The organism is Duganella sp. GW821-FHT07G03 (genome assembly GCF_059418605.1).
This window is the reverse complement of record NZ_JBWKQE010000015.1, coordinates 21802-45318: the sequence shown is the minus strand read 5'-3', so window position 1 is coordinate 45318 and position 23517 is coordinate 21802. Positions and strand designations below refer to the sequence as shown.

The following is a 23517-nucleotide window of genomic DNA, read 5'->3' as shown; positions in this document are numbered from 1 at the left end:
TTAGCAACAGGGAGAAATCATGAATCCAGCAATGTGGATCAGCAAAACCGGCGTGCAGGCGCAGGACGAAAAACTGCAAGCCATCGCCAACAACCTGGCCAACGCCAACACGGTGGGCTTCAAGCGCGACCGCGTGGTGTTCGAGGACCTGTTCTATTCGATCGAGCAGCAGCCGGGCACCCAGCGCGCCGACAACAACACGCTGGCGCCGTCCGGCGTACAGCTCGGTAACGGCGTGCACATGGTCGGCACGCAAAAAGTCTTCAGCCAGGGCTCGCTGCAAACCACCGGCAACCAGCTCGACGTGGCGGTGATGGGCAACGGCTTCCTGTCGGTGCGCCAGCCGAACGGCGAAACCGCCTACACCCGCGCCGGCCAGTTGCAGGTCGACGCCAACGGCATCCTGGTCAACGCCCACGGCCTGCCGCTGATCCCGCAGATCACCATTCCGGCCGCGGCCACCTCGCTCACCATCGCCGAGGACGGCATCGTCTCCGCCACCCTGGCCGGCAACACCACCGCCAGCCAGCTGGGCCAGCTGACCCTGACCAGCTTCATCAACCCGACCGGCCTGCTGGCCCTGGGCGAGAACCTGTTCGCGGAAACGCCGTCCAGCGGCACGCCCACCGACGGCAAGCCGGGCGACGCCCAGTGGGGCAAGCTCAAGCAAGGCACCCTGGAAGGCTCGAACGTGCAGGTGGTGGAGGAAATGGTCGACATGATCGCCGCCCAGCGCACCTACGAGATGAACACCAAGGTGCTGTCGGCCGCCGACAATATGCTGCAATACCTGTCGCAGGCAGCACGCTGATGTTTGCCGCGCCGCCCATCCGCTCGGCACTGGCAGTGGCGCTGTCGGCCATGGCCACGCTGCTGGCCGGCTGCGCCGCTCTGCAGCCGCCGCCGGTGCGCCCCGGCCCGTCCGACGAGCCGCCCAGCGTCTCGCGCGTGGTCGGTCCGAAAGGCACTTCGGGCGGCGTCTACAGCGCCGACCTGGGCCTGTCGCTGACCTCGGACAGCCGCGCCTTCCGGGTCGGCGACGTGGTCACCGTCAACCTGCAGGAAACCACGCAGGCCAGCAAGAAGGCCGGCACCAGCTATTCCAAGAATTCGGCCGACAACATCGTCGCCCCCAACCTGCTGGGCAAGACTTTCGGCAAGGCCGCGCTCGGCCTGGGCGCCTCCAACACCTTTGCCGGCGACGCCACCAGCACCCAGCAGAACGCCCTGACCGGCGCCATCACCGTGATCGTGCAGGAAGTGCTGCCGAACGGCCTGCTGCGCGTGTCCGGCGAAAAAACCCTGACCCTGAACCAGGGCGAAGAATTCGTCCGCCTGCGCGGCTACCTGCGGGCGGCCGACATCGACGCCGACAACCAGGTGTCGTCGCTGCGCATCGCCAACGCCCGCATCGCCTACTCGGCGCAAGGCACGCTGGCCGACACGCAGTCGGCCGGCTGGCTGTCGCGCTTCTTCAATGGCCCGCTGATGCCGTTCTGAACGGCCGTAGTTTTAGAGAGGGTGAACCCATGAATTCCCGCAAGCGCCTCAGCTTCCTGCACCGCCTGCTGGCCCTGCCGCTGGCCTTCTGCGTGGCCCTCGGCGTTGGCCTGCCGGCGCCGGCGCACGCCGCGCAAGTGCTGCGCAACCTGGTCGCCGTCGAAGGCATGCGCGACAACCCGCTGGTCGGCTACGGCCTGGTGGTCGGCCTGAACGGCAGCGGCGACTCGACCCAGGTCAAGTTCGCCAGCCAGTCGGTGATCAATATGCTCAAGCAGTTCGGCGTCAAGGTGCCCGACGGCACCGACGCCAAGTCCAAGAACGTCGCCACCGTGATGGTGTCGGCGGTGTTCCCGCCCGGCTACCGCAAGGGCCAGAACATCGACGTGACGGTGTCCTCGATGGGCGACGCCAAGAGCCTGCGCGGCGGCGCCCTGCTGCTGACGCCGCTGCGCGCGGCCGACAACGAGGTGTATGCGCTGGCCCAGGGCAACGTGGTGGTCGGCGGCTTCAGCGCTTCCGGCAAGAGCGGCTCCTCGGTCACGGTCAACACCCCGACCTCCGGCCGCATCCCGAGCGGCGCCGCGATCGAGCGCGAGATCGCCAGCGATTTCGCCACCAAGCCGACCGTGCGCCTGTCGCTGCGCCACCCGCACTTCCAGACCGCGATCAACATCGTCGACACCATCAACAGGCGCTTCGGCGACATCGCCACCACCACCGACGCCACCAGCATCGACGTGGTGGCCCCGGCCAATCCGACCCAGCGCGTGGCCTTCATGGCCAAGCTGGAGGCGCTGTCGATCGATGTCGGCGACGATGCGCCCAAGGTGGTGTTCAATTCGCGCACCGGCACCGTGGTGATCGCCGACGGCCTGCGGGTGCGCGCCGCCGCCGTCACCCACGGCTCGCTGAAGGTGGTGATTTCCGAATCGACCAAGGTCAGCCAGCCGAACGCCCTGGCCCAGGGCAACACCGTGGCCACGCCGCAATCGCAGGTCAGCGTCGACCAGGGTTCGGGCCAGATGTTCAAATGGCCGGCCGGCGCCAAGCTGCAGGCTATCATCGACGTCATCAACAGCCTGGGCGCCTCGCCGGACGACATCATGGCGATCCTGCAGGCGCTGGACCAGGCCGGCGCCATCGAAGGCGAACTGGTCGTCATCTAAGGAAAGCCCATGAACTTCGACCCCAGCAAATTCGACGGCAGCACCATGCGCCTCGGCGTGGCCGACCAGCTCAGCGAGACGCCGGTGGTGGCCGCGCCCGTCATCGACGACGGCGTCGATCCGAAATACCGTGCCAAGGCCACCGAGGCGGCGGTCAAGTTCGAGAGTTTCTTCATCGGCCACATGCTGCACCAGATGCGCGCCGGCACCCGTGCGCTGTCCTCCGAGGACAGCGTGTTCAAGGACAAGATCAACGAGGACATGCTGGACATGGCCGACAACCTGGTGGCCGACCAGCTGGCCGGCCAGCGCGCCTTCGGCGTGGCCGACGCCATCCTGCGCCAGCTGTTGCCGCCGGCCAGCGCCCCGGTGGCGATGCAGGCCAGCCTGCCACGCCAGACGGCGCCCGCATCGGCTCCGGGTGTTGCCGAGCCGCAAAACATTCCCGCCGTGCTTAATCCGCTGCAGTAAACGGTCGCCCTTTACAGTTAACGGACCAGTGGACCTCGGGTAAACACTGCAAGCAACTGGTCCTCCGGCCTTCACCAGGAAAGACCCTTGCAATATGAGCATCTCCTACAACGCACTGTCCGGCGCCCTGGCCGCCCAGGCTGCCCTGAACACGGTCAGCCAGAACATCGCCAACTCGCAAACCAAGGGCTACACCCGCCAGGGCGTGCTGCTGCAAGCGCTGGCCGGCGACGGTTCCGGCAAAAGCCCCGGCAATGGTGTGCAGGTGGGCTCGCTGCTGCGTTTCAGCGACTCGTATAAATCCCAGCAGATGTGGCGCGCGGCGTCCGACCTGGGCCGGCACACGCAGGTCCAGCCTTACCTGACGCAGATGGAAAAAGTCATGAGCGATGACAAATCCAGCCTCAGCTACGGCATCGACAACTTCTTCAAGGCGCTCAACGCGGCCGGCGTCGATCCGACCTCGACCCCGCTGCGCCAGCAGGTGATCACCGCCGCCGACTCCATGTCGCAGCAGTTCAACAGCATTTACAACGTCACCGCCAACCAGCTGATCTCGGTGCAACAACAGCGCTCCGCCATCCTGCCGGGACTGAACCAGTCGCTCGTCAGCATCGCCGCGCTGAACCAGCAAATCATTTCCACCGGCGCCAACGGCGCCAACACCTCGCCGCTGATCGACCAGCGCGAACAGCTGATCGACAGCGTCGCCTCGCAGGTCGCGGTGGAAGTCATCAACAATCCGGACGGCACCGCCAGCGTCTCGCTCAAGAGCGGCCAGCCGCTGGTGGTCAGCAATCTGTCGGCCAAGCTAGCCTTCGACTCCAGCAGCGGCGCGCCGCAGCTGAGCCTGAGCTTTGCCAACACCACCTTCAAGTTGGACGACACCAAGGTCGGCGGCCAGTTGGGCGGCCTGGCGGACTATCAGGAAAACACCCTGAAGCCGCTGCAAAAATCGATCTCCGAGATCGCCGAGCAGATGTCGGGCAAGATCAACACCCAGCTGGCGGCCGGCTTGACCAGCCCCGGCGTTCCCGGCACCCCGCTGCTGGTGTTCAACCCAACCAGCGCCACCGGCCTGCTGCAAGTGACCGCCGGCTTCACCTCCAGCGACCTGGCATTCTCCAGCGACGGCACGCCGGGCGACAGCGGCAACCTGCAACAACTGGTGGCCATCAAGGGCCAGCCGATCACCCTGACCACGCTGGGCAACGTGCTGCTGGGCGACGCCGACACCCAGCTGGTGGGCAAGCTGGGCATCGACAGCGCGCAAAACCAGGCGCAGATGACCACCGCCACCACGGTCCGCCAGCAGTCCGAGGACGACTGGAAGTCGACCAGCGCGGTCAACACCGACGAGGAAGCGATCAACCTGGTCGAGTTCCAGAATATGTATCAAGCCAACATGAAGGTGATCGCGGTCGCCAACACGCTGTTTGACGCCACCTTAAAAATGTTCGGTTAAGGAGAGCCCGTATGCGCATCGCCACCAGCCAGTTCCAGGCCACCATGAACCGCGGCCTGCAAGACAACCAGAGCCACCTGGCCCAGATCACCGCCCAAATGGCGTCCGGCAACAAGATCCAGCTGCCGTCGGACGACCCGGTCACCAATGTGCGGCTGTCGCGCCTGACGCGCGAGGAAGCCATCGTCGGCCAGTACCGCGACAACATCGCGGCCGTCAAGATCCGCCTGACGACCAACGAAACCTACTTGCAGAGTATGGTCAACGACATCACCCAGAGCCACGACCTGCTGGTCTGGGCCTCGGACGGCAGCAATACCCCGAACGACCTGAAGGCCATGGTCAATCCGATGTCCGCGCTGCGCGACAGTATTTTCTACAGCGCCAACGAAAAAGACCAGGAAGGCCGCTACATCTTCTCCGGCACGGCGACCAACACCCCGGCCATCAGCTTCGACCCGGCGGCCGCCATCGGTTCGCGCTACAGCTTCACCGGCAACCAGAACCAACAGCAAACCGTGGTCGGCAACGGCATCACGCAGGCCGCCAACGTCGACGTCAAGGGCGTCGACGACTTGCTCAACCAGATGGACACCACGATCTCCGAGCTGGCCTCGCCGACGCTGACGGTCGGTTCGCCCTCGCTGACGGCGGCGCTGGGCGCCAATATGGACGGCGCCAGCAGCGCGCTGGACCTGGTGGCCGGCAAGATCGCCGACCTGGGCGGCGCCCAGAACATCCTCGAAACGCTGGACGGCAACCACGCCAACGTCAGCCAGTCGAACAAGACCGCGATGCTGGACCTGGGACAGTTGGACTACGGCGACGCCGCGACCCAGTTGAACGGCTATAATCTGGCCTTGCAATCGTCGTACAAGGCCTATTCCAAGATCAGCAACCTATCGCTGTTCAACATCCTGTAACTCCAGACTGAGCATCGTATGCAAATCTCGCCCAACTCCACACCCACCGTCATTGTTCCTGGCAACGCCAGCAATGCCAGCGCGGTGGACGGCACCTCGCTGGGGTTGCATGGCGAGAACGCAGCCACGGCCACGCCGGTCACGCCAACGCCGACCTCGGCGGCGCCGCTGCGACGCGGCCTGAACAACTGGGACCAGCCGCTGCAAGGCGACATCTCCGGCGCCCAGCAGGCGCTCGACTTCCTGGAACAGAGCGCGGCCCAGCTGCGCAACCTGAAGGCCGACCTCAGCGCCCGCCTGGCCAACCGCCAGCGCGCCGACGGCAGCCTGGACGCGCGCGTGCGCCAGTTCAGCAACAGCTGGCGCAACCGCAGCGCGGCCTCCGGCGGCACGCTCGACGCCCGCCTCAAATTCAGCAACAAGGCCAGCACCACCCGCTTCACGGTGCGCGGCATGAACATCGGCAACCTGCGCACCGGCGGCCGCGAAGTGCTGGCGATCTCGCTGGGCGGCGGCCAGAACCTGCGTTCGGTGGTGCTCGAGCCCGGCCTGTCCGACGAGGAAATCGCCCAGCGCTTCGACGACGCGCTGGCGCCCAGCGGCGTGCGCGCCGACCTCAACGAGGAAGGCCAGCTGGAATTCACCACCGCCGAATCGTCGTGGACCAACATCCGCGACACCATCGCCGTCCAGGGCGGCGGCATCCGCTTCCCGACCGGCCAGCTGAACCGCGTGAAGGCCGAGGCGGAAGCGCCGGCCGTCGATCCCGACAGCTGGCAAACCGCGGACATGGACGCCATCCGCTCGACCTTGCAGCAAGTGGTGCAGGCGCTGGCGCAGGTGGAACAGGCGATCGCTTCGGTGCACACCGCGCTCAACCAGGTCAGCGCGCGGGTGCAGAGCGCCACGCCCAGCGACACCACCGACGGCATGGACCAGGTGGCGCAGAATTTCGTCTCGACCGCCAAGCAGCCCGGCTACCAGTCGCTGCTGTCGATCACCTCGGCGCTGGCGGGCATCAGCCGCGAGCGCGTGATCTCGCTGCTGAGCCTGCGCTAGGCGGGCCGCTTCCGGCTCACTCCATCGCCAGCCGCGGCAGCCCGCGCCTGGCCAGCTCGGTCAACTGCTCGGCCGGCAAGGCCTCCGCATACACAAAGCCCTGCGCATAGTCGCAGCCGGCCAGCGCCAGCAAGGCGCTCTGGGCCGCCGTCTCCACGCCTTCCGCCACCACCCGCAGCCCCAGCTTGTGGGCCATGACGATCAGCGCCTCGCACATCGCCAGGTCGCCGCTGTCGACCGCCAGGTGCTGGATGAAGCTGTGGTCCAGCTTGAGCAGGTCGATGCCGAAGTGCTTCAGGTGCGACAGCGAGGAATAGCCGGTGCCGAAGTTATCCAGCGCCACCTGCAAGCCCATCTCGCGCAGTTCGCGCAGGCGGTCGGCGACCTTGGCCATGCCGTCCATCAGCACCCCTTCGGTGATCTCGATGACGATGCTGCGCGGCGCCAGCTGCAGCTCGGCCGCGTAGTTCAGCCAGCCGACATACAGCGCGGTGTCGCCGCGGAACTGCGCCGCCGACTGGTTGATGCCGACCTGGAAGCCCGGCCCCAGCTCGTCCTGCCAGCGGCGCGCCTGCAAGGCCGCCTGGCGGAACACCCAGTCGCCGATCTCCATCATCAGCCCGCCCGACTCGGCATGCGGCAGGAACTCGGCCGGGGCCAGCAGGCCGCGCTGCGGATGGCGCCAGCGCAGCAACGCCTCGGCCCGCTCGATGGTGCCGGTCTGCAGATTGACGATGGGCTGATAGTGCAGCTCGAATTGCCGCTCCGACAGCGCCGAGCGCAGGTCCAGCGAGATCTGCTGGCGCGCCTGCGCCGCCAGTTGCAGGTCGGCCGTGAAGTAGCTGTAGCGGTTGCGGCCCGATTCCTTGGCCGCGTACATGGCCTGGTCGGCATGGCGCAGCAAGTCCTCCGGCGCCACCGCGTCCGACGGATACAGGGCGATGCCGATGCTGGCCGAGATCGACGGATTGGCGGCGCCCAGCGCGAACGGCCGGTTCAGCAGCGCCAGCATGGTCTGCGTGATGCGCTCGATGCCGGCGGCCTGCTCGATGCCGGACAGGATCACGGTGAACTCGTCGCCGCCCAGCCGCGCCACCGTATCCGAGCCGCGCACGCAGGCGCCGATGCGGCGCGCCGCCTCCACCAGCAAGGTGTCGCCGTGCGCGTGGCCGAGGCTGTCGTTGACTTGCTTGAAGCCGTCCAGGTCGATGAACAGCAAGGCCAGCTGCAGGCCCTCGCGCTGCGCCTTCTTGACCTCCTGGCCCAGCCGGTCCTGGAACATATGGCGGTTGGGCAGCTCCGTCAGGTCGTCGAAATTGGCCTGGTGCCAGATGCGCTCGGTGGTCGCGCGGTTGTCGGTGATATCGGTCACCAGCGCCAGCGCGCCCAGGTAGCTGCCCTCGGCGTCGAAGATGGGGTTGGTGGCCAGCGTGGCCCACAGCTCGCTGCCATCCTTGCGCAGGAACTTGAATTCGTGGCGCTCGGCCAGGCCCTGCTGGCGGCGCGCGATATTGCGCTCCAGGATGGCGCGGCCTTCGTCGTCCATGAAAGCCACCAGCGGCTGGTCCAGCATCTCCTCGATGCCGTAGCCCAGCATGTGCGCCATCTTGGGATTGACAAAGCTGGTGCGGGCGGCGGCGTCGATTTCCCAGATGCCCTCCTCGGCGCTGTGGACGATGCGGCGGAAGCGTTCCTCGCTGCGCTCGAGCGCCGCCAGCTTGCCCTCGGCCAGCTCCAGCACCACCCGGATCGCCTGGCCGCTGCTGTCGGCGCTGGCGCGCAGGGTGACCGGGAAGCCCTGCTGGTTGCGGGCCCGCGTCATCTGCAGCGAGCATTGTTCGGGATGCTGGCTGTTCAGCGCCAGCCGCACGAAGCGGTCGAAATCGTCATGGAAACGGGGCGCGATAAACTGCCGCAGCGGCACCTTGGCCGGGTTGTTGCGCGGCAGGCCCAGCAGGTCGGCCGCCACCACATTCATTTGCAAAATAGTGGTGTCGAAGCCGAGCACGAAATAGCCGACCGGCGCCAACAGGTAGATATCGTTGAAATAGGCTTGCTCGGCGCTGAGCTCGTCGGCCGTGGGCAATTCGGCGAACGGTTCCATCGCCGCGCCTTCGTCCATGATAGCCATGTTGGTGAGCCCGTCGATGCGGGCCGCGGAGATCGGCTGGCGGCCGCCATGCAATTCGGTATTGTGAGTAGGCTTCTCCATACCACCCCTTTGCGTAGGTATTCAGACTAGCATTTAAGCCGCGCACTGTCGAGCGAACGGCGATGCCTCAACGGTGCGCGCGGTTCAAGCGTTGTTCTGCGCGCCGTTGTAGCGCTTCAAACAGCAGGCTCAGGGCCCAATAGATGAGGGCGGCGGCCAGGTACAGCGGCAGCGGCCGGAAGGTGGTCGCGATCACTTCCTTGGTCGACAACATCAGTTCGGTCATGGTGATGACCGAGACCAGCGAGGTATCCTTGATCAGGCTGATCAGGGTATTGCTCATGGCCGGCACCGCGATGCGCAACGCCTGCGGCAGCACCACGTGGTGCAGCGTGGGCCAGTAGCCCAGTCCCAGGCTGAAGCTGGCCTCCCACTGCCCCCGGTTGACTGCGGTGATGGCGCCGCGCAGGCTCTCGGACAGGAAGGCGCCGGCGTTCAGGCTCAGCGCGAGGATGCCGGCCGTCACCGGCGTGAATTCGATGCCGATGCTGGGCAGGCCGTAATAAATGACGAACATCTGCACCAGCAGCGGCGTGCCGCGCATCAGGCTGACATACACGCTGGCCGGCCAGCGCAACAGGCGGTAGGGCAGAATGCGCAGCACCGCCACCGGGAAGCCGATCAGCAGCCCGCCCAGCATCGAAGCCATGGCGAAGATCACCGTATAGCCGGCGCCGCGCAGCATGACCGGCGCGGCCTCTTGCAGCAGCTCCAGCAGCCCCTGCCAGTCCATGTTCAGGGCGCCTTGCTGACGTCAGCGCCGAACCATTTCAGCGAGATCGCTTTCAGACTGCCATCGGCAGCGGCATCGGCCAGTGCCTTGTTCAACGCCTGCTTGAACTCCGGGTTGCCCTTCTGGAAGGGTATGCCCATGCGCTCGACCGCGCCCACCTGCGCGCCGGCCTTGATCGGCAGCTTGGAAATTTTTAACAGATAGGCCGACATCAGGCTATCGTTGAGCGCCGCGTCGATGCGGCCGCTGGCCAGGTCGGACATGGTGTCCGGCGCCGCCGCGTAGCTGCGCACCTCGATGCCCGGCACCGCCCTGGCCTGCTGCTCGTAGACGCTGCCCTGTCCCACGCCCAGCTTCTTGCCTTTCAAGTCGGCCAGCGTCTTATAGCTGGCCGGCTCATTCTTGCGCACAATCAGCTGCGGCATCGAGTAGATATACGGCGCGGAAAAGTCGAACGCCAGCTCGCGCTTGGGATTGATGCCGACCTGCGAAATGATCACATCGTATTTATTGGCCGACAGCCCGGCCAGGATGCTGGCCCACTCGCTGCTGACGAATTCCACTTTCACGCCCAGCCTGGCGGCCAGCAGGCGCGCCACATCGACGTCGTAGCCGGCCAGTTCGCCGCTCTTCTGGTCTTTGTAGTTGAACGGCGGATAAGTGCCCTCCAACGCCACCTTGAGCGCGCCGCGCGCCTTGACCGTGGCCAGCAGGTCGGCCGCCGAGGCCGGCATCGCTGCGGCCGCCAAAGCCAGCACCAGCAGCGCGCCTTGCGCCAGCTTGAAAGTGAAATCGCGTTTATGCATGGAGTTCCTTGTGAAAGTGGCAGGCGCTACCAGGCGCCCATGCGGCGGCGCAAGCCGAAATCATGGCCCACGACCAGGATGGAACTGGCGATCAGGCCGCTCAGTCCTATCATCAACTGTACCAGTTTATCGTCCGGCAGCACCCACAGCCGGCCCTGCGGCGCCTCGTCCACGCGCGCGGCCGCCATGATCAGCGGCGCCACCCATTGCGCATCGGGCGTAACATCGAGGATCAAGGCGCCGTCCTGCGTGGTCTGCATATAGATCTCGCCGCCCTCGGCCAGCGTGAAGCAGACGCCGTAGCCGGTTTCATTCTTGGCGATATGCTCCTGCAGGCTGAGATCGTGCTCGGCTATCCACAGTTCCACATCGGCCGGGGTTTCCAGCCCGCTCCACGGCACCGGACGGAAACGCGGTGGCGCAGGCTTGTCATCGTCTTGCATAGTCGTCCTGTTTTGCTTGCGAAGTTGCTTACCAAGCGCCAGTTTAATCGATGGGAGGAGTGCCCCATGAAATATAAATACCCCTACGGTCCCGGTCGCCTCGAATACGAGTCCGAGTTCACCCGATTCATAAACGACTACCTGCGCCAGCACCCGGAAGTGCGGCGCAACCAACAGCTGGGATGGCGCATCTTTTGGGAACGGCCGGTCGATCCGCACAGCATAGACCGCGAGCGCAAGGCCGAACTGAAGCCGACTGTCTATCACTCGTATTTTTACGAATGAAGCTCAACCCTTCCAGGTGCGCTTGAGGCCGGTATCCGCGTGGATCCAGCCGCCGCGCGGACCGGCGCGGTAGTAGAAGCCGACGCCGCCCTGGCGGAAGCTCTTGACGAGCCCGCCCAAGACTTCGGAATTCAGGCTGGACAGGCGGATGTCGGCGGCGCGGCCTTCGATGTGCAGCGACTGGCGCGCGGCCGGCACGCCGGCTTCGCGCAGCTTCTGGTTCGAGGCCGGCGTGCGGTAGCCGGACAGGATTTCCAGCGGTGTCTCAATGCCGTAGCGCGCCACGAACGCTTGCGTGCCCCACAGCGTCTCAAACAGCTTGGGATCGATGGGCGCGGTTTCCTTGCCGTTGACGTCGCGCAGCAAGTGGCACAAGTCCTGGTAGGCCGAATCGATGATCTCGCCGTCCTTCCAGTACAGCAGCTTGGCGCGCTCGCCCGAGGCTGGTCGCACCACGTCGATGGTGCGCGGCTTGAGCCAGAACTCCAGGTCCAGCGCTTGCGCGTCGAAGATGTCCGGAGGTGGCTCCAGCTCGCCGAAGCCGGAAGGCGCGGTGGCACGCGGCATGCTCGCGGCCGGCTTGGCCTGGACCACGGCGCCAGCCGCGCCGCCGGACGCGGCCGGATGCGGCGCCGGTTTCGGCGCTGCGGCCGTGTTGTGTTGAACCGTGCTGCGGGAGGCGCATCCTATCAGCGGCACCGATAGAAAACTCGCTCCCGCCAAGCCCAAACCCTGCTGTAAAAAATTTCTGCGCGTTGCCATAGCCTACCCGTGAAAACCAATAGGGACACTATAGCGTATGCCGAGGGAAATGAAAAAGGAAACAGGCCCGATTTCCCCAAAAAATCGGGCGCTGCCTGATGCTAACGGAACGCCAGCAATACCACCTGTTCGGGTATCAAGCGGCCGTCAGACAGGCTCTGCGACGGCACCACCATCGTCACCGAACCGCTCACGCTCTCATCGTCATGCAGCACGATTTCCATTTTCAATTGCCGGTCCAGCGCCACATAATTATTGCGGCCGGTGGAGACGATCTTGTGCGCTGGACCTTGATCCAGCAAAGCGTACATATTCGTGCCGCGGCCGATGATGGAAAGCGTTTGTCCATTCGACAGCGAGTAATTGGCCACCAGCTCGCGGTAATCCTGCGGCCACATCTTGGAGTAAACATCGGGCAATTCGATGCGGAGTTGGCGCGCTGAGACCGGCACGCTGACGGTATCCTCGGACGGTTGCGCTTGCAATGCCGGCGACAAGGCCAGCCCGCCCAATACTATGGCTAAGCAGAGTGTTTTCATGATGTTCTTTCCCCGGTTAGGAAATTCCATTTAAGCAGCCGCCGGGCAAAAAACAAATTCATTCTGTCTATCATCGACATCGCGACATATAAATTTAAAATGGCTCATGAATACCACATCATGCAGCCGAACTGGCTCATGAATAACATCACGCGGCGGCCACCTCCCGCTCGGCAAGCAGCAAGCCGGAACGTGGCTCGTCCAGCAGATAGCCTTGCGCCAGCAATGGAATATTCGCTGCCTCGCCTAATTGGCGCAGCACCGCCAAGGCTTGCGTCGACTCCAATCGCTTGAACACCACCGCCACGCCGACCGCCGCGCTGCGCTTCAACAAGGCCAGCAGCGTCGCGCCGTCCTGCAGTTCACGCGCGTCGAGCTTGAACACATCGGGACGCAAGCGATCCAGCACGTGCAAGGCCGCGCGCGCGCTCGGCACGTTGACGGCGAAACGGAAGCCGTTGCGGCGGTAGTTGTCGGACACATAGTTCAGCAGCCAACCCTGTTGCGGCGAGGCCGCCGGCAATTGCAGCACCACCCGCTCCAACGGCAGTTCCAGCGCGTCGAGGATGCGGCGGAAGGCATGGCCGTGATTGCTGCTGACCGCGCTCAGCAAACGATCATGCACGTTCAGATACAAGTCCTGCTCGCCCCCGCCCGCCTGGCGGAAGAAATTAATCGCATGCAGCATGCGGCACAAACGATCGAGCTCGATCGACTCATCGTCGCTGGCCGCATGGTCGAGCAGCTTCCACAGCGACAGCCCCTGGTCCTGCGCCGACACGCTGCGCGCCAGGCCTTCATACGCCTGCACCTGTCCCGACTCCAATTGCCGGATGGGCTGGAAGGCGCTGCTCATGGTGCAATTGAAAAACCGTCCCTGCGCCTTGCCCTCGTGATCGAGCCAGATGCTGGAAGCGGCGCCGGTCGCGTCGGATAAACGCACCAGGTATTTTTGCAGGATGGGAAATGACATGGGACTCCTCGACTGATGCGGACAATACCGACAGCGTAGGCCCGCGCGCGGCAAAGCAGAACGAATGCTTTCAGCTATGGATATGCCAAAACATTCGTTCCGCCCGGCGGGTGCGGCCGCTATCGTTGGTCATCGCCACTTTTCGCCAGAACACCATGTGCCAATTACTCGCCATGAGCAGCAGCAAACCCGCCACCGTCGACTTCTCCTTCGCCGGCTTCGCCCTGCGCGGCAGCGAACACCGCGATGGCTGGGGCATCGCCTTGCATACGGCCAGCGGCTGCCAGCTGTACACCGACGCGCTGGCCTCGACCCACTCGCCGCTGGCGGCGCAGATCCGCAACCATCCGATCAAGGCCAGGAACGTGGTCGCCCACATCCGCAAAGCCACGCAGGGCCGCATCTCGCTGGAGAACAGCCATCCGTTCACGCGCGAACTGTGGGGCCAGACCTGGTCGTTCGCGCACAACGGCGACCTGAAACTGTTCGACCCGAATCCCAGCCTGTATTCGCCGCACGGCGACACCGACAGCGAGCGCGCCTTCTGCCACCTGCTGTCCGGCCTGGCGCTGCGCTTTGAAACGCGGCCGCCTCGCCACGTGCTGTTCGGCGCGCTGGAAACGCTGGCCGGCGAGATCGCCGACTACGGCAGCTTCAACTTCATCCTGTCCAACGGCGAGCTGCTGTTCGCCCATTGCAGCACCGAGCTGCACGTGGTGGTGCGCGAATACCCGTTCTCGGTGGCGCAGCTGATCGATTGCGACCTCAACATCGATTTCAGCAAGCACAACCACCTGGACGACCGCATCGCCGTGATCGCCACCCAGCCGCTGACCTCGAACGAAGCCTGGGCCCGCTTCGCGCCGGGCGAGCTGAAGCTGTTTGTCAACGGACTGGAAGTGGGAGCGGCGCCGGTGCGGCGCCAGGAATGGGAGCTGGAGATTTGCTGCTGAGTTGAATTACAGCGGATTGCAGTTGCAGAAGCGTTTGCGCTTGCTGCCGTCCGGCGCTTCGGCGCCGGCGTCCAGCTGCTTCCAGAAGAACACGGTCTCCACGCCATACGGCGAGCGCACCTTGCCGGCATCCACGTAGCCGCGGCGGGCGAAGAAGTCCTGGCCGGTGGCGGTGCTGTGCAATTGCAGCGCCTTCACGCCCCAGCTGCACGCCTGCTCCTCCATGCGCGCCAGCAGCGCCTTGCCGACGCCTTGACGGCGCGCTTCCGGCAACAGATAGCACAAGGCCAGCTTGCCGGCGCCGGTCAGCAGCGCGACGCCGACGACCACGCCTTCGCTCAGCGCGACCAGTGAAAAATTCGTCGGCGAACTGAACCAGTTGGCCACCATCTGCGGTGTTTTGTTGCCCAGCCAGGCGTCAAGGATGGCGGGATCGTTTTTATGATCCAGGTCGCAGCATTCCGTGATCGAACGGCGCAACACGGTGCATGCCGCATCCGCATCTGTCGAAGCAGCAATACGAATTTCAAGACTCCGAATTTCAAGACTCATGTACGCTCACAAATATTCCCAATAGCAAAAATGAAGCGCTACGCCGCGATACCGCGCGCCTTCTTCAGTGCCTGAAACCCACTATACACCAAGCAGCAAAAGCCGTTGCGGGCACGCCCGATTGACTCCTACAGCCTAGTGGTTGGCCCTGTTTTTGCCCACGAATGTTTTCAAAAATCGTTATGCGGTTTCTACTGAAAACCTCGTGACAAACATCCTACTAAGCATATTACGAAAAATTCGTATCTTTTCCGGGCGAAATTTTACACCATGGGCGCCTGTTATTACGAAAGCTCATTATGACCACCAAAAATCCTGCCCGCCGCGCGCTGATCTCGTCCTTCCTGGCGGCCTCCGCCGTCATGCTGGGCCTGCCATTGCAGGCGAACGCGGCTGAAACCGTGCTGCTGAATGCGTCCTACGACGTCGCGCGCGAACTGTTCAAGGACATCAACCCCGTCTTCGTGGCCGACTGGAAGAAGAACACCGGCGAAACCATCAACGTCAACCAATCGCATGGCGGCTCGTCCAAGCAAGCCCGTTCGGTGGCCGACGGCATGGAAGCGGCGGTGGTCACCATGAACCAGGCGAACGACATCGACATGCTGGCCGACAAGGGCCTGGTCGCGCCGGATTGGGCCAAGAAGTTCCCGCACAACGCCGCGCCCTTCTATTCGACCATGGTGTTCCTGGTCCGCAAGGGCAATCCGCAGCAGATCAAGGACTGGGGCGACCTGGCCAAGCCTGGTGTCAAAGTGGTCATACCCAACCCTAAAACCGCCGGCAACGGCCGCTACACCTACCTGGCGGCCTGGGGGTCGGTACTGAAAAAAGGCGGCAGCGAAGCGCAGGCGCGCGAACTGGTGGGCAAGATCTTCAAAAACGTGCCGGTGCTGGACGCAGGCGGGCGCGGCGCCACCACCACCTTCACCCAGCGTGAAATCGGCGACGTACTGGTGACGTTCGAGAACGAAGTGAACCTCGTGCGCGCCGAGTTCGGCAGCAACTTCGAGGTGGTCTATCCATCGATCTCCATCCTGGCCGAATCGCCGGTGGCGGTGGTCGACAAGGTGGTCGACCGTCGTAGCGTCCGCAAGCAGGCCACCGGCTACCTGAATTTCCTGTACACCGAGCAGGCGCAGGACATCATCGCCAAGCACTATTTCCGTCCGCGCTCCGAAGCGGCGTTCAGGAAGTACAACGCCAACTTTCGTCAAATCACACTGTTCACGGTAGATGACGTCTTCGGCGGCTGGAAATCGGCGCAGAAGAAGCATTTTGACGACGGCGGCGAATTCGACAAGATCTACCAGAGCAAATAAGGATATACGGATCGATTCGTTTGCAAAGGGCCTGGCTAGCCGTAATCTGGAAGCGTAGTAATCAACCAGGTAAAGGAAGCCCGATGGCCATTTCTGAAATTAACGTACGTAACCAGTTCCGCGGCAAGATCAAGGAAATCATCTTTGGACCGGTCGTTTCGGAAGTCGATGTGGAAACCCAGCACGGCATCGTCACCTCGGTGATCACCTCGCGCTCGATCCACGACCTGGATTTGAAAGTCGGCAGCGAAGTCATCGCCCTCGTCAAATCCACCGAAGTCTCGATCGCCAAGATCAGCAGCAACTAGGCCAAGCCGCCAAGCGGCCGTCAGCGACCGAGCAAGCCCTGGGCCATCCCGTCCCAGGGCTTTTTTGCATGGGGGTCAAGTCTGACATTCGGACACGAGTTCTGCCGTAACCGATGTTACGGCAGAACTCGTGTCCGAATGTCAGACTTGACCCCCGATGAAAATAAATGGAATCGTGGAGTTACATTCAATAGACGAGAAACCACTTTAATGTTATCTTCTATCCTCAGGAAATATTGCCGCATAGCTAGACTAGTTTTGCGCCGCGTCAACTTCTGACGCCCGATACACTCCTCTCTCCCAAGAATACTTAACATGCTCAAGAAAATTGTTGCTGTATTGCTGAGTTCGTTTACCGCGGCTGCGCTCGCGGTACCGCTCGGCTCGCAGTCGGTGCTGGTCGTCGAAGACGGTACCGGCAAAGTGCTGCTCGAAAAAAATTCCAACGTTCAAGTCCCGATCGCCTCGCTGACCAAGCTGATGACCGCGATGGTGGTGCTCGACTCCAAGCCGGACATGGATGCGCCTATCAGCATCGATAAAACCGATGTGGACATGCTCAAGCACAGCACCTCGCGGGTGCCGGTCGGCGCCGAACTGGCCCGCCGCGATGCGTTGCAACTTGCGCTGATGTCATCAGACAACCGCGCCGCCGCATCGCTAGCCCGCACCTATCCAGGCGGCCCTGCCGCGTTCAAACTGGCGGTCAACGCCAAGATCAAGGCACTGGGCCTGACCCAGACCGTGATCGAAGAACCGACCGGTCTGTCGCCGAATAACCGCTCGACCGCGACCGACCTGGTCAAGATGGCAACCGCCGCCTCGGCCTACCCGGACATCCGCCGCATCACCACCGACACCAAGGATGTGATCACGATCAAAGGCCGCCAGGTGGAGTACCACAACACCAACCGACTAGTCGGTGCCAAGGGTTGGGACGTCGGCCTGTCGAAGACCGGCTACACCGAAGAAGCCGGCCGCTGCCTGATCATGCGCTTCAAGTCGGCCGGCAAGAATGCCACCCTGGTATTGCTCAATGCCAAGGCCAACTCGGCACGCTTGATGGATGCCTTCAACATCCGCCGCTTCGTTGCCGGCCCGGATGGGGAACCAAAAGTCATGAAAGTTTCAGCCAGCCGCCACAAGAAAGCCGCCAAATCGGCCAAGCGCCACCGCCGCGCGGCCTGACCGCTTCAGCCTGCCGTAGCGACAACCGGACCCGATGGTCCGGTTTTTTTGACCTCTATAAGCCAGTTTTTGGTATTTATATGCCAATTATTGGCATGATTTAGCTATGACGGTGCCTTGAACAGGCACCGTGCAGAGGGACTAGTTGCCGAGCAGCGTGCGCAGGCCGCTGGCACGTTGGGTGCGCTGGGCGATGGCGTCGAGCAGCACCTGGCCGTTCGGCGTGAGTAACGTGAAGTAGTCGCGCGCGCGCGTGATGCCGGTGTAAATCAGCTCGCGCGCCAGCATGCCGCCGCTGTCTTTAGGCAACACCAACACCGTATGCTGGAATTCGGAACCTTGTGATTTATGCACCGTCATGGCAAACGCCGTCTCGACATTGCGTAGCCGTGTAGCAAGAACACTGCGCACATTGTCACCTTCCGAGAAGTAGACGCGCAGCGCGCCAGGACGCGCCGGATCGGGCAAAGTCAGGCCGATATCGCCGTTGAAAACGCCGGTGCCGTAATCATTGCGCGTGACCATGACGGGTCGACCGACATACCATTCGCCGCTTCTCCGCAGCAATCCAGCCGACTGCAATCTTTGTTCAATGACATCATTCAGTCCAGCAACACCCCACTCGCCCTCGCGCACCGCGCACAGAATCCGGAAGGTTTCAAAGCTGGTCAGCACGGATTTCACCCATGCAAGATATACGACCTCGTCGCCTTCCGGGGCTCCGTTTTTAATCATTTTCAGGTAAGCCTGGTAGCCGCCGGCGGCACCGGCGCGGCCCGCCAACGCCAATTGCAACAGGTCAGAAGACTGCGCCGGATCGATCCAGGCCACCTTGCCATCAATACTGTCACGCAAAACCTGTAGCGATGCGGCAGCATTTCCGGCGTTCACAGCCAGCGCCAGCGCGCCGATCGGGCCGCCGAAACGTCGACTTTCGCGCAACATTACCGTCTGCTGGGCAATTGGACCGCCGTCACCGCCGAAATTGTCGGGGATCTGCTGGCCAGCACTCGCTTGCACGTATGACAAGGTTTCCGACTCATACCCACCCGCTTCAGCGTTGTGACACAGGTCACCCAGAACCGCGCCCGCCTCCACCGAGGCCAGCTGATCTTTGTCGCCGAGCAAGATCAAGGTCGCCGTCTTGGGCAAGGCGGCCAGCAGCGCCGACATCATTTCCAAGTGAATCATTGACGCCTCATCAACAATCAGCACATCGACTTCCAGTTGATTGCCAGCATTGTGCTGGAAAGCACGCGTATCTGGCCGGGCGCCGAGCAAGCTGTGCAGAGTGCGCGCCGGGCCCATGCGGGCCGCCAACTCGCGCAGCGGCAGTGCCGAGCCGACTTTTTCCGCCAGATCGTCCAGCGCGGTATCGATCGATTGCTTGAGACGGGCCGCCGCCTTGCCGGTCGGCGCGGCCAACGCCACGCGCAAGGTTGACTGGCGGTCGCCGGCAGTAGCGAACAACAAGGCCAGCAATCGTGCCACAGTGTAAGTTTTGCCGGTGCCGGGCCCTCCTGTAATGATGCCCAGCTTGCCGCGCATGGCTACCGCGCAGGCGATTTTTTGCCAGTCGGTAACACCGCCGCGCGGGGCGTGCGGGAACAGGATATCCAGCCAGTGCCGCACGTCGGCGGTACTGGTTTCGGCGTCGAGGGCAATCAGTCCGCCCAGCGCGCGGCCGCGCACGGCTTCGGCGACCAATGTTTCATCACGCCAGTAGCGGCGCAAATAGAGGCGCTCGCCGTCCAGCACCAGCGGTTGCTGGAGATCCTTGCCGCCCACCGGCATCACCTGGTCGCAGCCCGCCAGCAGCGCGCGCCAGGCGTCAGCGCTCCTGGGCCAGGCGCCGGCCGCGTCACGCAGCGCGCGCCATTCATCGCCGGTCCAGCCCAGCTGGCCAGAGAGATCGTCCTGCAGCTCGTCGAGCATCAAACAGCTGTGGCCGCGCCCTTCAAGTTCGGACAACAGCACGCAAACAGCCATCAATTGCGGCGAACTCGCGCCTACCGAAGCGATAAAGCGCGCAAACGCCCCACTCAGACGGCGCAGCTGGCCATTTTCCGTCAAGGCGTCAACCTGTTCGAACAGGGCGGCGGACGTTTCAATACTCATGCGGTGCCTCTGCTTGCGTGACGCCGGACTCATCCAGCAACCGATCCAGCCCGTCAAGCAGCTCCGGATCGGGTTCTATCAGGTAACAACCGCGCGTTTGCTGATTCGCAATGCCGCGCAGGAACAGGAAAATCGCGCCGCCCAGGTGCTCGGCCGGATCGTACTGGTCGCCCAGGCGGCTTTGGAGCAGCCGGTGCAGCGCCAGCATGTAGATCGCGCCCTGGATGTCGTAGCGATGCTCGGCCATCGCCGCCACCAGCGCCGGCTGGTGATAGGCGGCGTCACCCGCGCCCAGCGCGTTGGATTTGTAGTCCAGCACCCAGAACCGGCCTTCGTGCTCGAATACCAGGTCGGCAAAGCCTTTCAGCATGCCATGCAGCTGACGCTCCGGCAGCGCCGGCCGCGCCATGCCGCCCAGCAGATGCGTCGCGCACAGGGCATCGAGCGCACCGGTGCTCAGGCGCTCGCTGGGGAACCAGAACTCCATCTCCGGCAGCGGCGCGGCGATGGCGCTCAACGGCGCGCCCAGATATGGCAGGCTGGTGCCGGCGATCTCGCGCAGCCACGCCAGCGTATCCTCCAGACGATTGCCCCAGCCGGCGCGCTCCACCCGCCGCGTCATGCGCGACTCAAAGTGCTCGTGATCGACGACGGCAAAGCCCTCCTGCCCCATCCACTCCAGCTGCTCGTGCAGGAAGTTACCCGGCACCGAGCCGCGCGGGAAGCGATGCCACGGCGCGTCTTCCACGCGGTTCGACAGCGCGATCGACGGCATGCCGGCGCCTTCCAGCAGGTTCTCCTGCAAGCCGTCGCGCGGCACCGGCAAGGACGATGCGCCGCTGCCGATGGTGCCGGTCGGGCCGGTGCGCCGCGCCAGCGAACTGAAACTGCCCACCGACCAATCGCGTTCGAAGCGGCCAGCATAAAGCTGCGGCTCCAGCAACGGCGGGCGTTGTTCGATGCGACTCAAACGCGTGAACTGCTGCATCGCCATCTCCAACGTGTCGATGCTGATGCCGTCGCAACCCTTGCAGGCATGGCCCCAGCGTTCCATCATCAGGTCCGACGGCAGCGCTTCGCCGCCGGTCAGCAGATAACCCAGCGCCGATTCATGCAGCGTGTTGTCGCCCGCCTTGCGCGCGGCCAGCGCCGTCACGCCCAGCCACAGGAAGTGGCGCGCGCGCGTCAGCGCCACGTACAGCAGGCGCAAGTCCTCCTGCAGGCGCGCGCGTTCGACCAGTTCCATCGCGGTATCGGTCAGCGCCATGTCGATCTGGCGCACGCCATCCTCGTCGCTGAACTCGAAGAAGCTGCGGTTGCGCCGCTCCACCTTGCGCGCCGTGACGGCGAACGGCAGGTACACCAGCGGATACTCCAGGCCCTTCGATTTGTGGACCGTGACGACCTTCACCAGCTCCGCATCGCTTTCCAGGCGCAGCACGCGTTCGTCGCCGGCGCCCTCGCCGCCTTCGATCTGCTCGGCGAGCCAGCGTATCAGCGCCTGCTCGCCATCGAGCTGGCGGCTGGCCGATTGCAGCAGCTCCGCCAGGTGCAGCAGATTGGTCAGGCGCCGCTCGCCGCCCGGCAGCTGGAGCAAGGCCGTCGGCAGTTTCAGCTCGTGGATGAAGCGGCGCAGCATCGCCAGTACGCCCTGCCGCTGCCATACGATGTGCAGCGCCTTCAGTTGTTCCACTCGCGCTTCCCACGCCAGTTCGTCCGACGAAAGCAGCGCCAGTTCCGCCAGCGGCAGGCCGGTGGTGCGGGTGGCGAAGGCGGCGCGCGCCAGGCCGCCGTCCAGCGGGCTGGCGACGGCCGACAGCCAGCGCAGCACGTCGGCAGCTTCCGCGCTGTCGGTGACGGAGTCCTTGTCCGACAAATACACGCTGGCGACCTGGCGCCGTTGCAGCGCGCGACGTATGGCCGCAGCCTCCTTGCGGTCGCGCACCAGCACCGCAATGTCTGCCGGTTGCAGGCGCATAAAGCCTTTCGGTCCTACGAAGCCCGCGCGCTCGTCGTTGAGCTGCGCGACGATATGTTCGGCGCAATGCCAGGCGAAGAATTCACGATAGCTGTCCGCTTTCAAGTCCTGCGCGGCGCTGCATGCGATAACCAGCGCCGGCACGTCGCCAGCTGTGTTGACCATGCGCTCGTTGCGCCCCTTGGCGCCTACCGCCTCGAACGGCAAGGGATTCACGCGCGTGCCGGGATCGCGGAAGCGGAAGGCGCCGCGTCCGAAGCCGCCTTCCGCAGGCTGGCCTTCGGCGTACATGAACAGGTGGTTGACCGCATCCACCACCGGCTTGGTCGAGCGGTAGTTGGTGCCCAGCTGGTAATGGCGGCCGGTGGTGGCCAGGCGCGCGGACAGGTAGCTGTGGATGTCGGCACCACGGAAGCCGTAGATCGACTGCTTCGGATCGCCGATCAGGAACAGGCCTGTCTCGGCATCGTTGTCCACCACGCGGTACAGCAGGTTGAAGATCTGGTACTGGTTGGGCGCCGTGTCCTGGAATTCGTCGACCATCGCCACCGGGTACTGGTCGGTAATGCGCTTGCGCAGCGCGGCGGCGTTCTCGCCTTGCAGCGCCGCGTTCAGGCGGTCCAGCATGTCGGCGAAGCCGAACTGGCGGCTGCGCTTCTTCAATTCGTCCATGCGCTTGGCCACCGCGCCGGCCGCGTGGCGGTATAGCGCGTGCGACAAGGGTTCAATCTCGTCCAGCGCCGTCTTTAGCGGTTCGATGGCGTCGAAATCGTCGGGAATCGAGGCGGTGTAGCCTTTCGAAAAAGCGTCTTCGAGGCCGTGCGGCGTCAGGCGCTTCCAGGCGGTGTCCGAGATGTCGGGCATGACCATGGCGGTGTCCTCGGCCCAGGCGCGCAGGCCGTTGAACCAGGCCACCAGCGAATCGGCGCGCATCTTGTTGCCGTTGAAGCATTTGGGCGACAGCACGCGTTCGGTGGCGATCCATTGTTCCATGCGGTTGGCGCGATCGGTCCATCCGGCCTTCAAGCCGACCAACTGCGCCTGCTGCTCGCGCTGGACGGTGGCGATCAGCTCACCCAGCGATTCGATGCGCGCGCCTTCGCCGATGATGTCGGCGCGCTTGACCAGCTCCCGTATCGACTTCTTCAAGCCGCCCACGTCACCCCAGCACGACAGCAGCGCATCCAGTGATACGGCGTTGAGTGGATAGACCTGCTGCCGCCAATAGTCGTGCGCGGCGTCTTCGAACAAGGCCTGCTCGTCGCTGACCAGTTCCTCGTCGAACAAGCTGCCGCTGTCGAAGGCGTGCTCGCGCAGCATGCGCTGGCACCAGGCGTCGATGGTGAAAATCGCCGCCTCGTCCATCGTTTCCGCCGCCAGCATCAGACGGTGCGCGGCTTGCTGCTGCTCGCTGTGGCTTGGATAGGATTCGAGGATGGCGTCCAGATAATCGTCGCGCACCACGCCGCTGCCTGCGCCCAGGCCCATCGCCGAATAGCCGCGGAAGTAAGCCGCCGCCTCCACCAGCCGTTCGCGCACGCGGTTCGACAGCTCGCGCGTGGCGGCGCGGGTAAAGGTCATCACCAGGATATCGGCCGGCAGCAAAGGCCTGCGATAAGCATTGTCGCCGCCGTGGCCCAGCACCAGCCGCACGTACAGGGCGGCGATGGTCCAGGTCTTGCCGGTGCCGGCGCTGGCCTCGATCAGGCGCGAGCCGTGCAGGGGGAAGCTCAAAGGCTCCAGGGAATTGGCCATGCT

At 64.0% G+C, this 23517-nt stretch carries 22 protein-coding genes; 12 read left to right on the top strand and 10 right to left on the bottom strand.

Annotated elements, in window-relative coordinates:
* Positions 1–19: 19 nt before the first annotated feature.
* From flgG to AC07OK_RS18950, 7 genes are all read left to right on the top strand, one after another.
* A complete protein-coding gene (flgG, locus tag AC07OK_RS18980) occupies positions 20–811 on the top strand; it encodes a flagellar basal-body rod protein FlgG (RefSeq protein ID WP_494691762.1) in 792 nt (263 codons plus the stop codon).
* Positions 811–1500: a flagellar basal body L-ring protein FlgH gene (gene flgH, locus AC07OK_RS18975; RefSeq protein ID WP_494691761.1), complete on the top strand. Its 690-nt coding sequence runs from the start codon at positions 811–813 to the stop codon at positions 1498–1500. Before flgG ends, flgH begins: the two co-directional genes overlap by 1 nt.
* Before the next feature lie 29 nt (positions 1501–1529).
* Positions 1530–2669, top strand: a complete 1140-nt coding sequence (locus AC07OK_RS18970) for a flagellar basal body P-ring protein FlgI (protein ID WP_494691760.1) — start codon at positions 1530–1532, stop codon at positions 2667–2669.
* A 9-nt stretch (positions 2670–2678) separates the two neighbouring features.
* Positions 2679–3140, top strand: a complete 462-nt coding sequence (locus AC07OK_RS18965; protein WP_494691759.1) for a rod-binding protein — start codon at positions 2679–2681, stop codon at positions 3138–3140.
* Positions 3141–3234: 94 nt separating this feature from the next.
* A complete protein-coding gene (flgK, locus tag AC07OK_RS18960; protein ID WP_494691758.1) occupies positions 3235–4605 on the top strand; it encodes a flagellar hook-associated protein FlgK in 1371 nt (456 codons plus the stop codon).
* Between the two features lie 11 nt (positions 4606–4616).
* The gene (gene flgL, locus AC07OK_RS18955) at positions 4617–5528 is read left to right on the top strand and encodes a flagellar hook-associated protein FlgL (protein WP_494691757.1); all 912 of its coding nucleotides are present in this window, start codon (positions 4617–4619) and stop codon (positions 5526–5528) included.
* 18 nt (positions 5529–5546) lie between these two features.
* Positions 5547–6587: a hypothetical protein gene (locus AC07OK_RS18950; protein ID WP_494691756.1), complete on the top strand. Its 1041-nt coding sequence runs from the start codon at positions 5547–5549 to the stop codon at positions 6585–6587.
* Positions 6588–6603: 16 nt separating this feature from the next.
* Here the strand turns inward: AC07OK_RS18950 and AC07OK_RS18945 are convergent, their stop codons facing one another.
* From AC07OK_RS18945 to AC07OK_RS18930, 4 genes are all read right to left on the bottom strand, one after another.
* Positions 6604–8799 carry a putative bifunctional diguanylate cyclase/phosphodiesterase gene (locus AC07OK_RS18945; RefSeq protein WP_494691755.1) on the bottom strand — a complete coding sequence of 732 codons (2196 nt, stop codon included), beginning with the start codon at positions 8797–8799 and terminating at the stop codon, positions 6604–6606.
* 67 nt (positions 8800–8866) lie between these two features.
* Positions 8867–9532, bottom strand: a complete 666-nt coding sequence (locus AC07OK_RS18940) for an amino acid ABC transporter permease (protein WP_494691754.1) — start codon at positions 9530–9532, stop codon at positions 8867–8869.
* Between the two features lie 2 nt (positions 9533–9534).
* Positions 9535–10338, bottom strand: a complete 804-nt coding sequence (locus tag AC07OK_RS18935) for a transporter substrate-binding domain-containing protein (protein WP_494691753.1) — start codon at positions 10336–10338, stop codon at positions 9535–9537.
* A gap of 26 nt (positions 10339–10364) precedes the next feature.
* Complete coding sequence (locus AC07OK_RS18930) at positions 10365–10781, bottom strand: hypothetical protein (RefSeq protein ID WP_494691752.1); 417 nt, start codon at positions 10779–10781, stop codon at positions 10365–10367.
* Positions 10782–10847: 66 nt separating this feature from the next.
* Between AC07OK_RS18930 and AC07OK_RS18925 the strand changes: the two genes are divergently transcribed.
* Complete coding sequence (locus AC07OK_RS18925; RefSeq protein WP_494691751.1) at positions 10848–11066, top strand: DUF3460 family protein; 219 nt, start codon at positions 10848–10850, stop codon at positions 11064–11066.
* Positions 11067–11069: 3 nt separating this feature from the next.
* Here AC07OK_RS18925 and AC07OK_RS18920 read toward each other — a convergent pair whose 3' ends face one another.
* From AC07OK_RS18920 to AC07OK_RS18910, 3 genes are all read right to left on the bottom strand, one after another.
* Positions 11070–11633 carry a YcbK family protein gene (locus AC07OK_RS18920; protein WP_494691859.1) on the bottom strand — a complete coding sequence of 188 codons (564 nt, stop codon included), beginning with the start codon at positions 11631–11633 and terminating at the stop codon, positions 11070–11072.
* Positions 11634–11929: 296 nt separating this feature from the next.
* The gene (locus AC07OK_RS18915) at positions 11930–12397 is read right to left on the bottom strand and encodes a hypothetical protein (protein ID WP_494691750.1); all 468 of its coding nucleotides are present in this window, start codon (positions 12395–12397) and stop codon (positions 11930–11932) included.
* 118 nt (positions 12398–12515) lie between these two features.
* Positions 12516–13340 carry an EAL domain-containing protein gene (locus AC07OK_RS18910; protein ID WP_494691749.1) on the bottom strand — a complete coding sequence of 275 codons (825 nt, stop codon included), beginning with the start codon at positions 13338–13340 and terminating at the stop codon, positions 12516–12518.
* Positions 13341–13495: 155 nt separating this feature from the next.
* Between AC07OK_RS18910 and AC07OK_RS18905 the strand changes: the two genes are divergently transcribed.
* Positions 13496–14293, top strand: a complete 798-nt coding sequence (locus AC07OK_RS18905; RefSeq protein ID WP_494691748.1) for a class II glutamine amidotransferase — start codon at positions 13496–13498, stop codon at positions 14291–14293.
* Between the two features lie 6 nt (positions 14294–14299).
* Here the strand turns inward: AC07OK_RS18905 and AC07OK_RS18900 are convergent, their stop codons facing one another.
* Entirely contained in the window at positions 14300–14773 is a 474-nt protein-coding gene (locus AC07OK_RS18900) for a GNAT family N-acetyltransferase (protein ID WP_229224560.1), read from the bottom strand.
* Positions 14774–15144: 371 nt separating this feature from the next.
* Between AC07OK_RS18900 and AC07OK_RS18895 the strand changes: the two genes are divergently transcribed.
* The 3 genes from AC07OK_RS18895 to AC07OK_RS18885 all read left to right on the top strand — a co-directional run bounded on the left by AC07OK_RS18895 (position 15145) and on the right by AC07OK_RS18885 (position 17663).
* Positions 15145–16167: a sulfate ABC transporter substrate-binding protein gene (locus tag AC07OK_RS18895; protein ID WP_494691747.1), complete on the top strand. Its 1023-nt coding sequence runs from the start codon at positions 15145–15147 to the stop codon at positions 16165–16167.
* 83 nt (positions 16168–16250) lie between these two features.
* On the top strand, positions 16251–16475 hold the full coding sequence (locus AC07OK_RS18890; RefSeq protein WP_008449515.1) for a TOBE domain-containing protein: 225 nt from the start codon (positions 16251–16253) through the stop codon (positions 16473–16475).
* 315 nt (positions 16476–16790) lie between these two features.
* Positions 16791–17663, top strand: a complete 873-nt coding sequence (locus AC07OK_RS18885; protein WP_494691746.1) for a serine hydrolase — start codon at positions 16791–16793, stop codon at positions 17661–17663.
* A gap of 141 nt (positions 17664–17804) precedes the next feature.
* On the opposite strand, the gene recD is transcribed toward AC07OK_RS18885, so the two are convergent.
* Positions 17805–19781 (bottom strand): exodeoxyribonuclease V subunit alpha, encoded by a 1977-nt coding sequence (gene recD, locus AC07OK_RS18880; RefSeq protein ID WP_494691745.1) that lies wholly within the window; start codon positions 19779–19781, stop codon positions 17805–17807.
* Entirely contained in the window at positions 19771–23514 is a 3744-nt protein-coding gene (gene recB / locus AC07OK_RS18875) for an exodeoxyribonuclease V subunit beta (protein WP_494691858.1), read from the bottom strand. The genes recD and recB overlap by 11 nt, the downstream gene beginning before the upstream one ends.
* Between the last annotated feature and the right edge of the window lie 3 nt (positions 23515–23517).

Bases quoted from the DNA above. Each gene is read 5' to 3' on its own strand.
- flgG (WP_494691762.1), top strand. From the start codon at position 20: ATGAATCCAGCAATGTGGATCAGCAAAACCGGCGTGCAGGCGCAGGAC.
- AC07OK_RS18930 (WP_494691752.1), bottom strand. From the start codon at position 10,781: ATGCAAGACGATGACAAGCCTGCGCCACCGCGTTTCCGTCCGGTGCCG.
- AC07OK_RS18885 (WP_494691746.1), top strand. From the start codon at position 16,791: ATGCTCAAGAAAATTGTTGCTGTATTGCTGAGTTCGTTTACCGCGGCT.
- AC07OK_RS18970 (WP_494691760.1), top strand. From the start codon at position 1,530: ATGAATTCCCGCAAGCGCCTCAGCTTCCTGCACCGCCTGCTGGCCCTG.
- AC07OK_RS18915 (WP_494691750.1), bottom strand. From the start codon at position 12,397: ATGGAATTTCCTAACCGGGGAAAGAACATCATGAAAACACTCTGCTTA.
- flgL (WP_494691757.1), top strand. From the start codon at position 4,617: ATGCGCATCGCCACCAGCCAGTTCCAGGCCACCATGAACCGCGGCCTG.
- flgH (WP_494691761.1), top strand. From the start codon at position 811: ATGTTTGCCGCGCCGCCCATCCGCTCGGCACTGGCAGTGGCGCTGTCG.
- AC07OK_RS18895 (WP_494691747.1), top strand. From the start codon at position 15,145: ATGACCACCAAAAATCCTGCCCGCCGCGCGCTGATCTCGTCCTTCCTG.
- AC07OK_RS18940 (WP_494691754.1), bottom strand. From the start codon at position 9,532: ATGGACTGGCAGGGGCTGCTGGAGCTGCTGCAAGAGGCCGCGCCGGTC.
- recD (WP_494691745.1), bottom strand. From the start codon at position 19,781: ATGAGTATTGAAACGTCCGCCGCCCTGTTCGAACAGGTTGACGCCTTG.
- flgK (WP_494691758.1), top strand. From the start codon at position 3,235: ATGAGCATCTCCTACAACGCACTGTCCGGCGCCCTGGCCGCCCAGGCT.
- AC07OK_RS18935 (WP_494691753.1), bottom strand. From the start codon at position 10,338: ATGCATAAACGCGATTTCACTTTCAAGCTGGCGCAAGGCGCGCTGCTG.
- AC07OK_RS18905 (WP_494691748.1), top strand. From the start codon at position 13,496: ATGTGCCAATTACTCGCCATGAGCAGCAGCAAACCCGCCACCGTCGAC.
- recB (WP_494691858.1), bottom strand. From the start codon at position 23,514: ATGGCCAATTCCCTGGAGCCTTTGAGCTTCCCCCTGCACGGCTCGCGC.
- AC07OK_RS18925 (WP_494691751.1), top strand. From the start codon at position 10,848: ATGAAATATAAATACCCCTACGGTCCCGGTCGCCTCGAATACGAGTCC.
- AC07OK_RS18920 (WP_494691859.1), bottom strand. From the start codon at position 11,633: ATGCCGCGTGCCACCGCGCCTTCCGGCTTCGGCGAGCTGGAGCCACCT.
- AC07OK_RS18945 (WP_494691755.1), bottom strand. From the start codon at position 8,799: ATGGAGAAGCCTACTCACAATACCGAATTGCATGGCGGCCGCCAGCCG.
- AC07OK_RS18890 (WP_008449515.1), top strand. From the start codon at position 16,251: ATGGCCATTTCTGAAATTAACGTACGTAACCAGTTCCGCGGCAAGATC.
- AC07OK_RS18910 (WP_494691749.1), bottom strand. From the start codon at position 13,340: ATGTCATTTCCCATCCTGCAAAAATACCTGGTGCGTTTATCCGACGCG.
- AC07OK_RS18950 (WP_494691756.1), top strand. From the start codon at position 5,547: ATGCAAATCTCGCCCAACTCCACACCCACCGTCATTGTTCCTGGCAAC.
- AC07OK_RS18965 (WP_494691759.1), top strand. From the start codon at position 2,679: ATGAACTTCGACCCCAGCAAATTCGACGGCAGCACCATGCGCCTCGGC.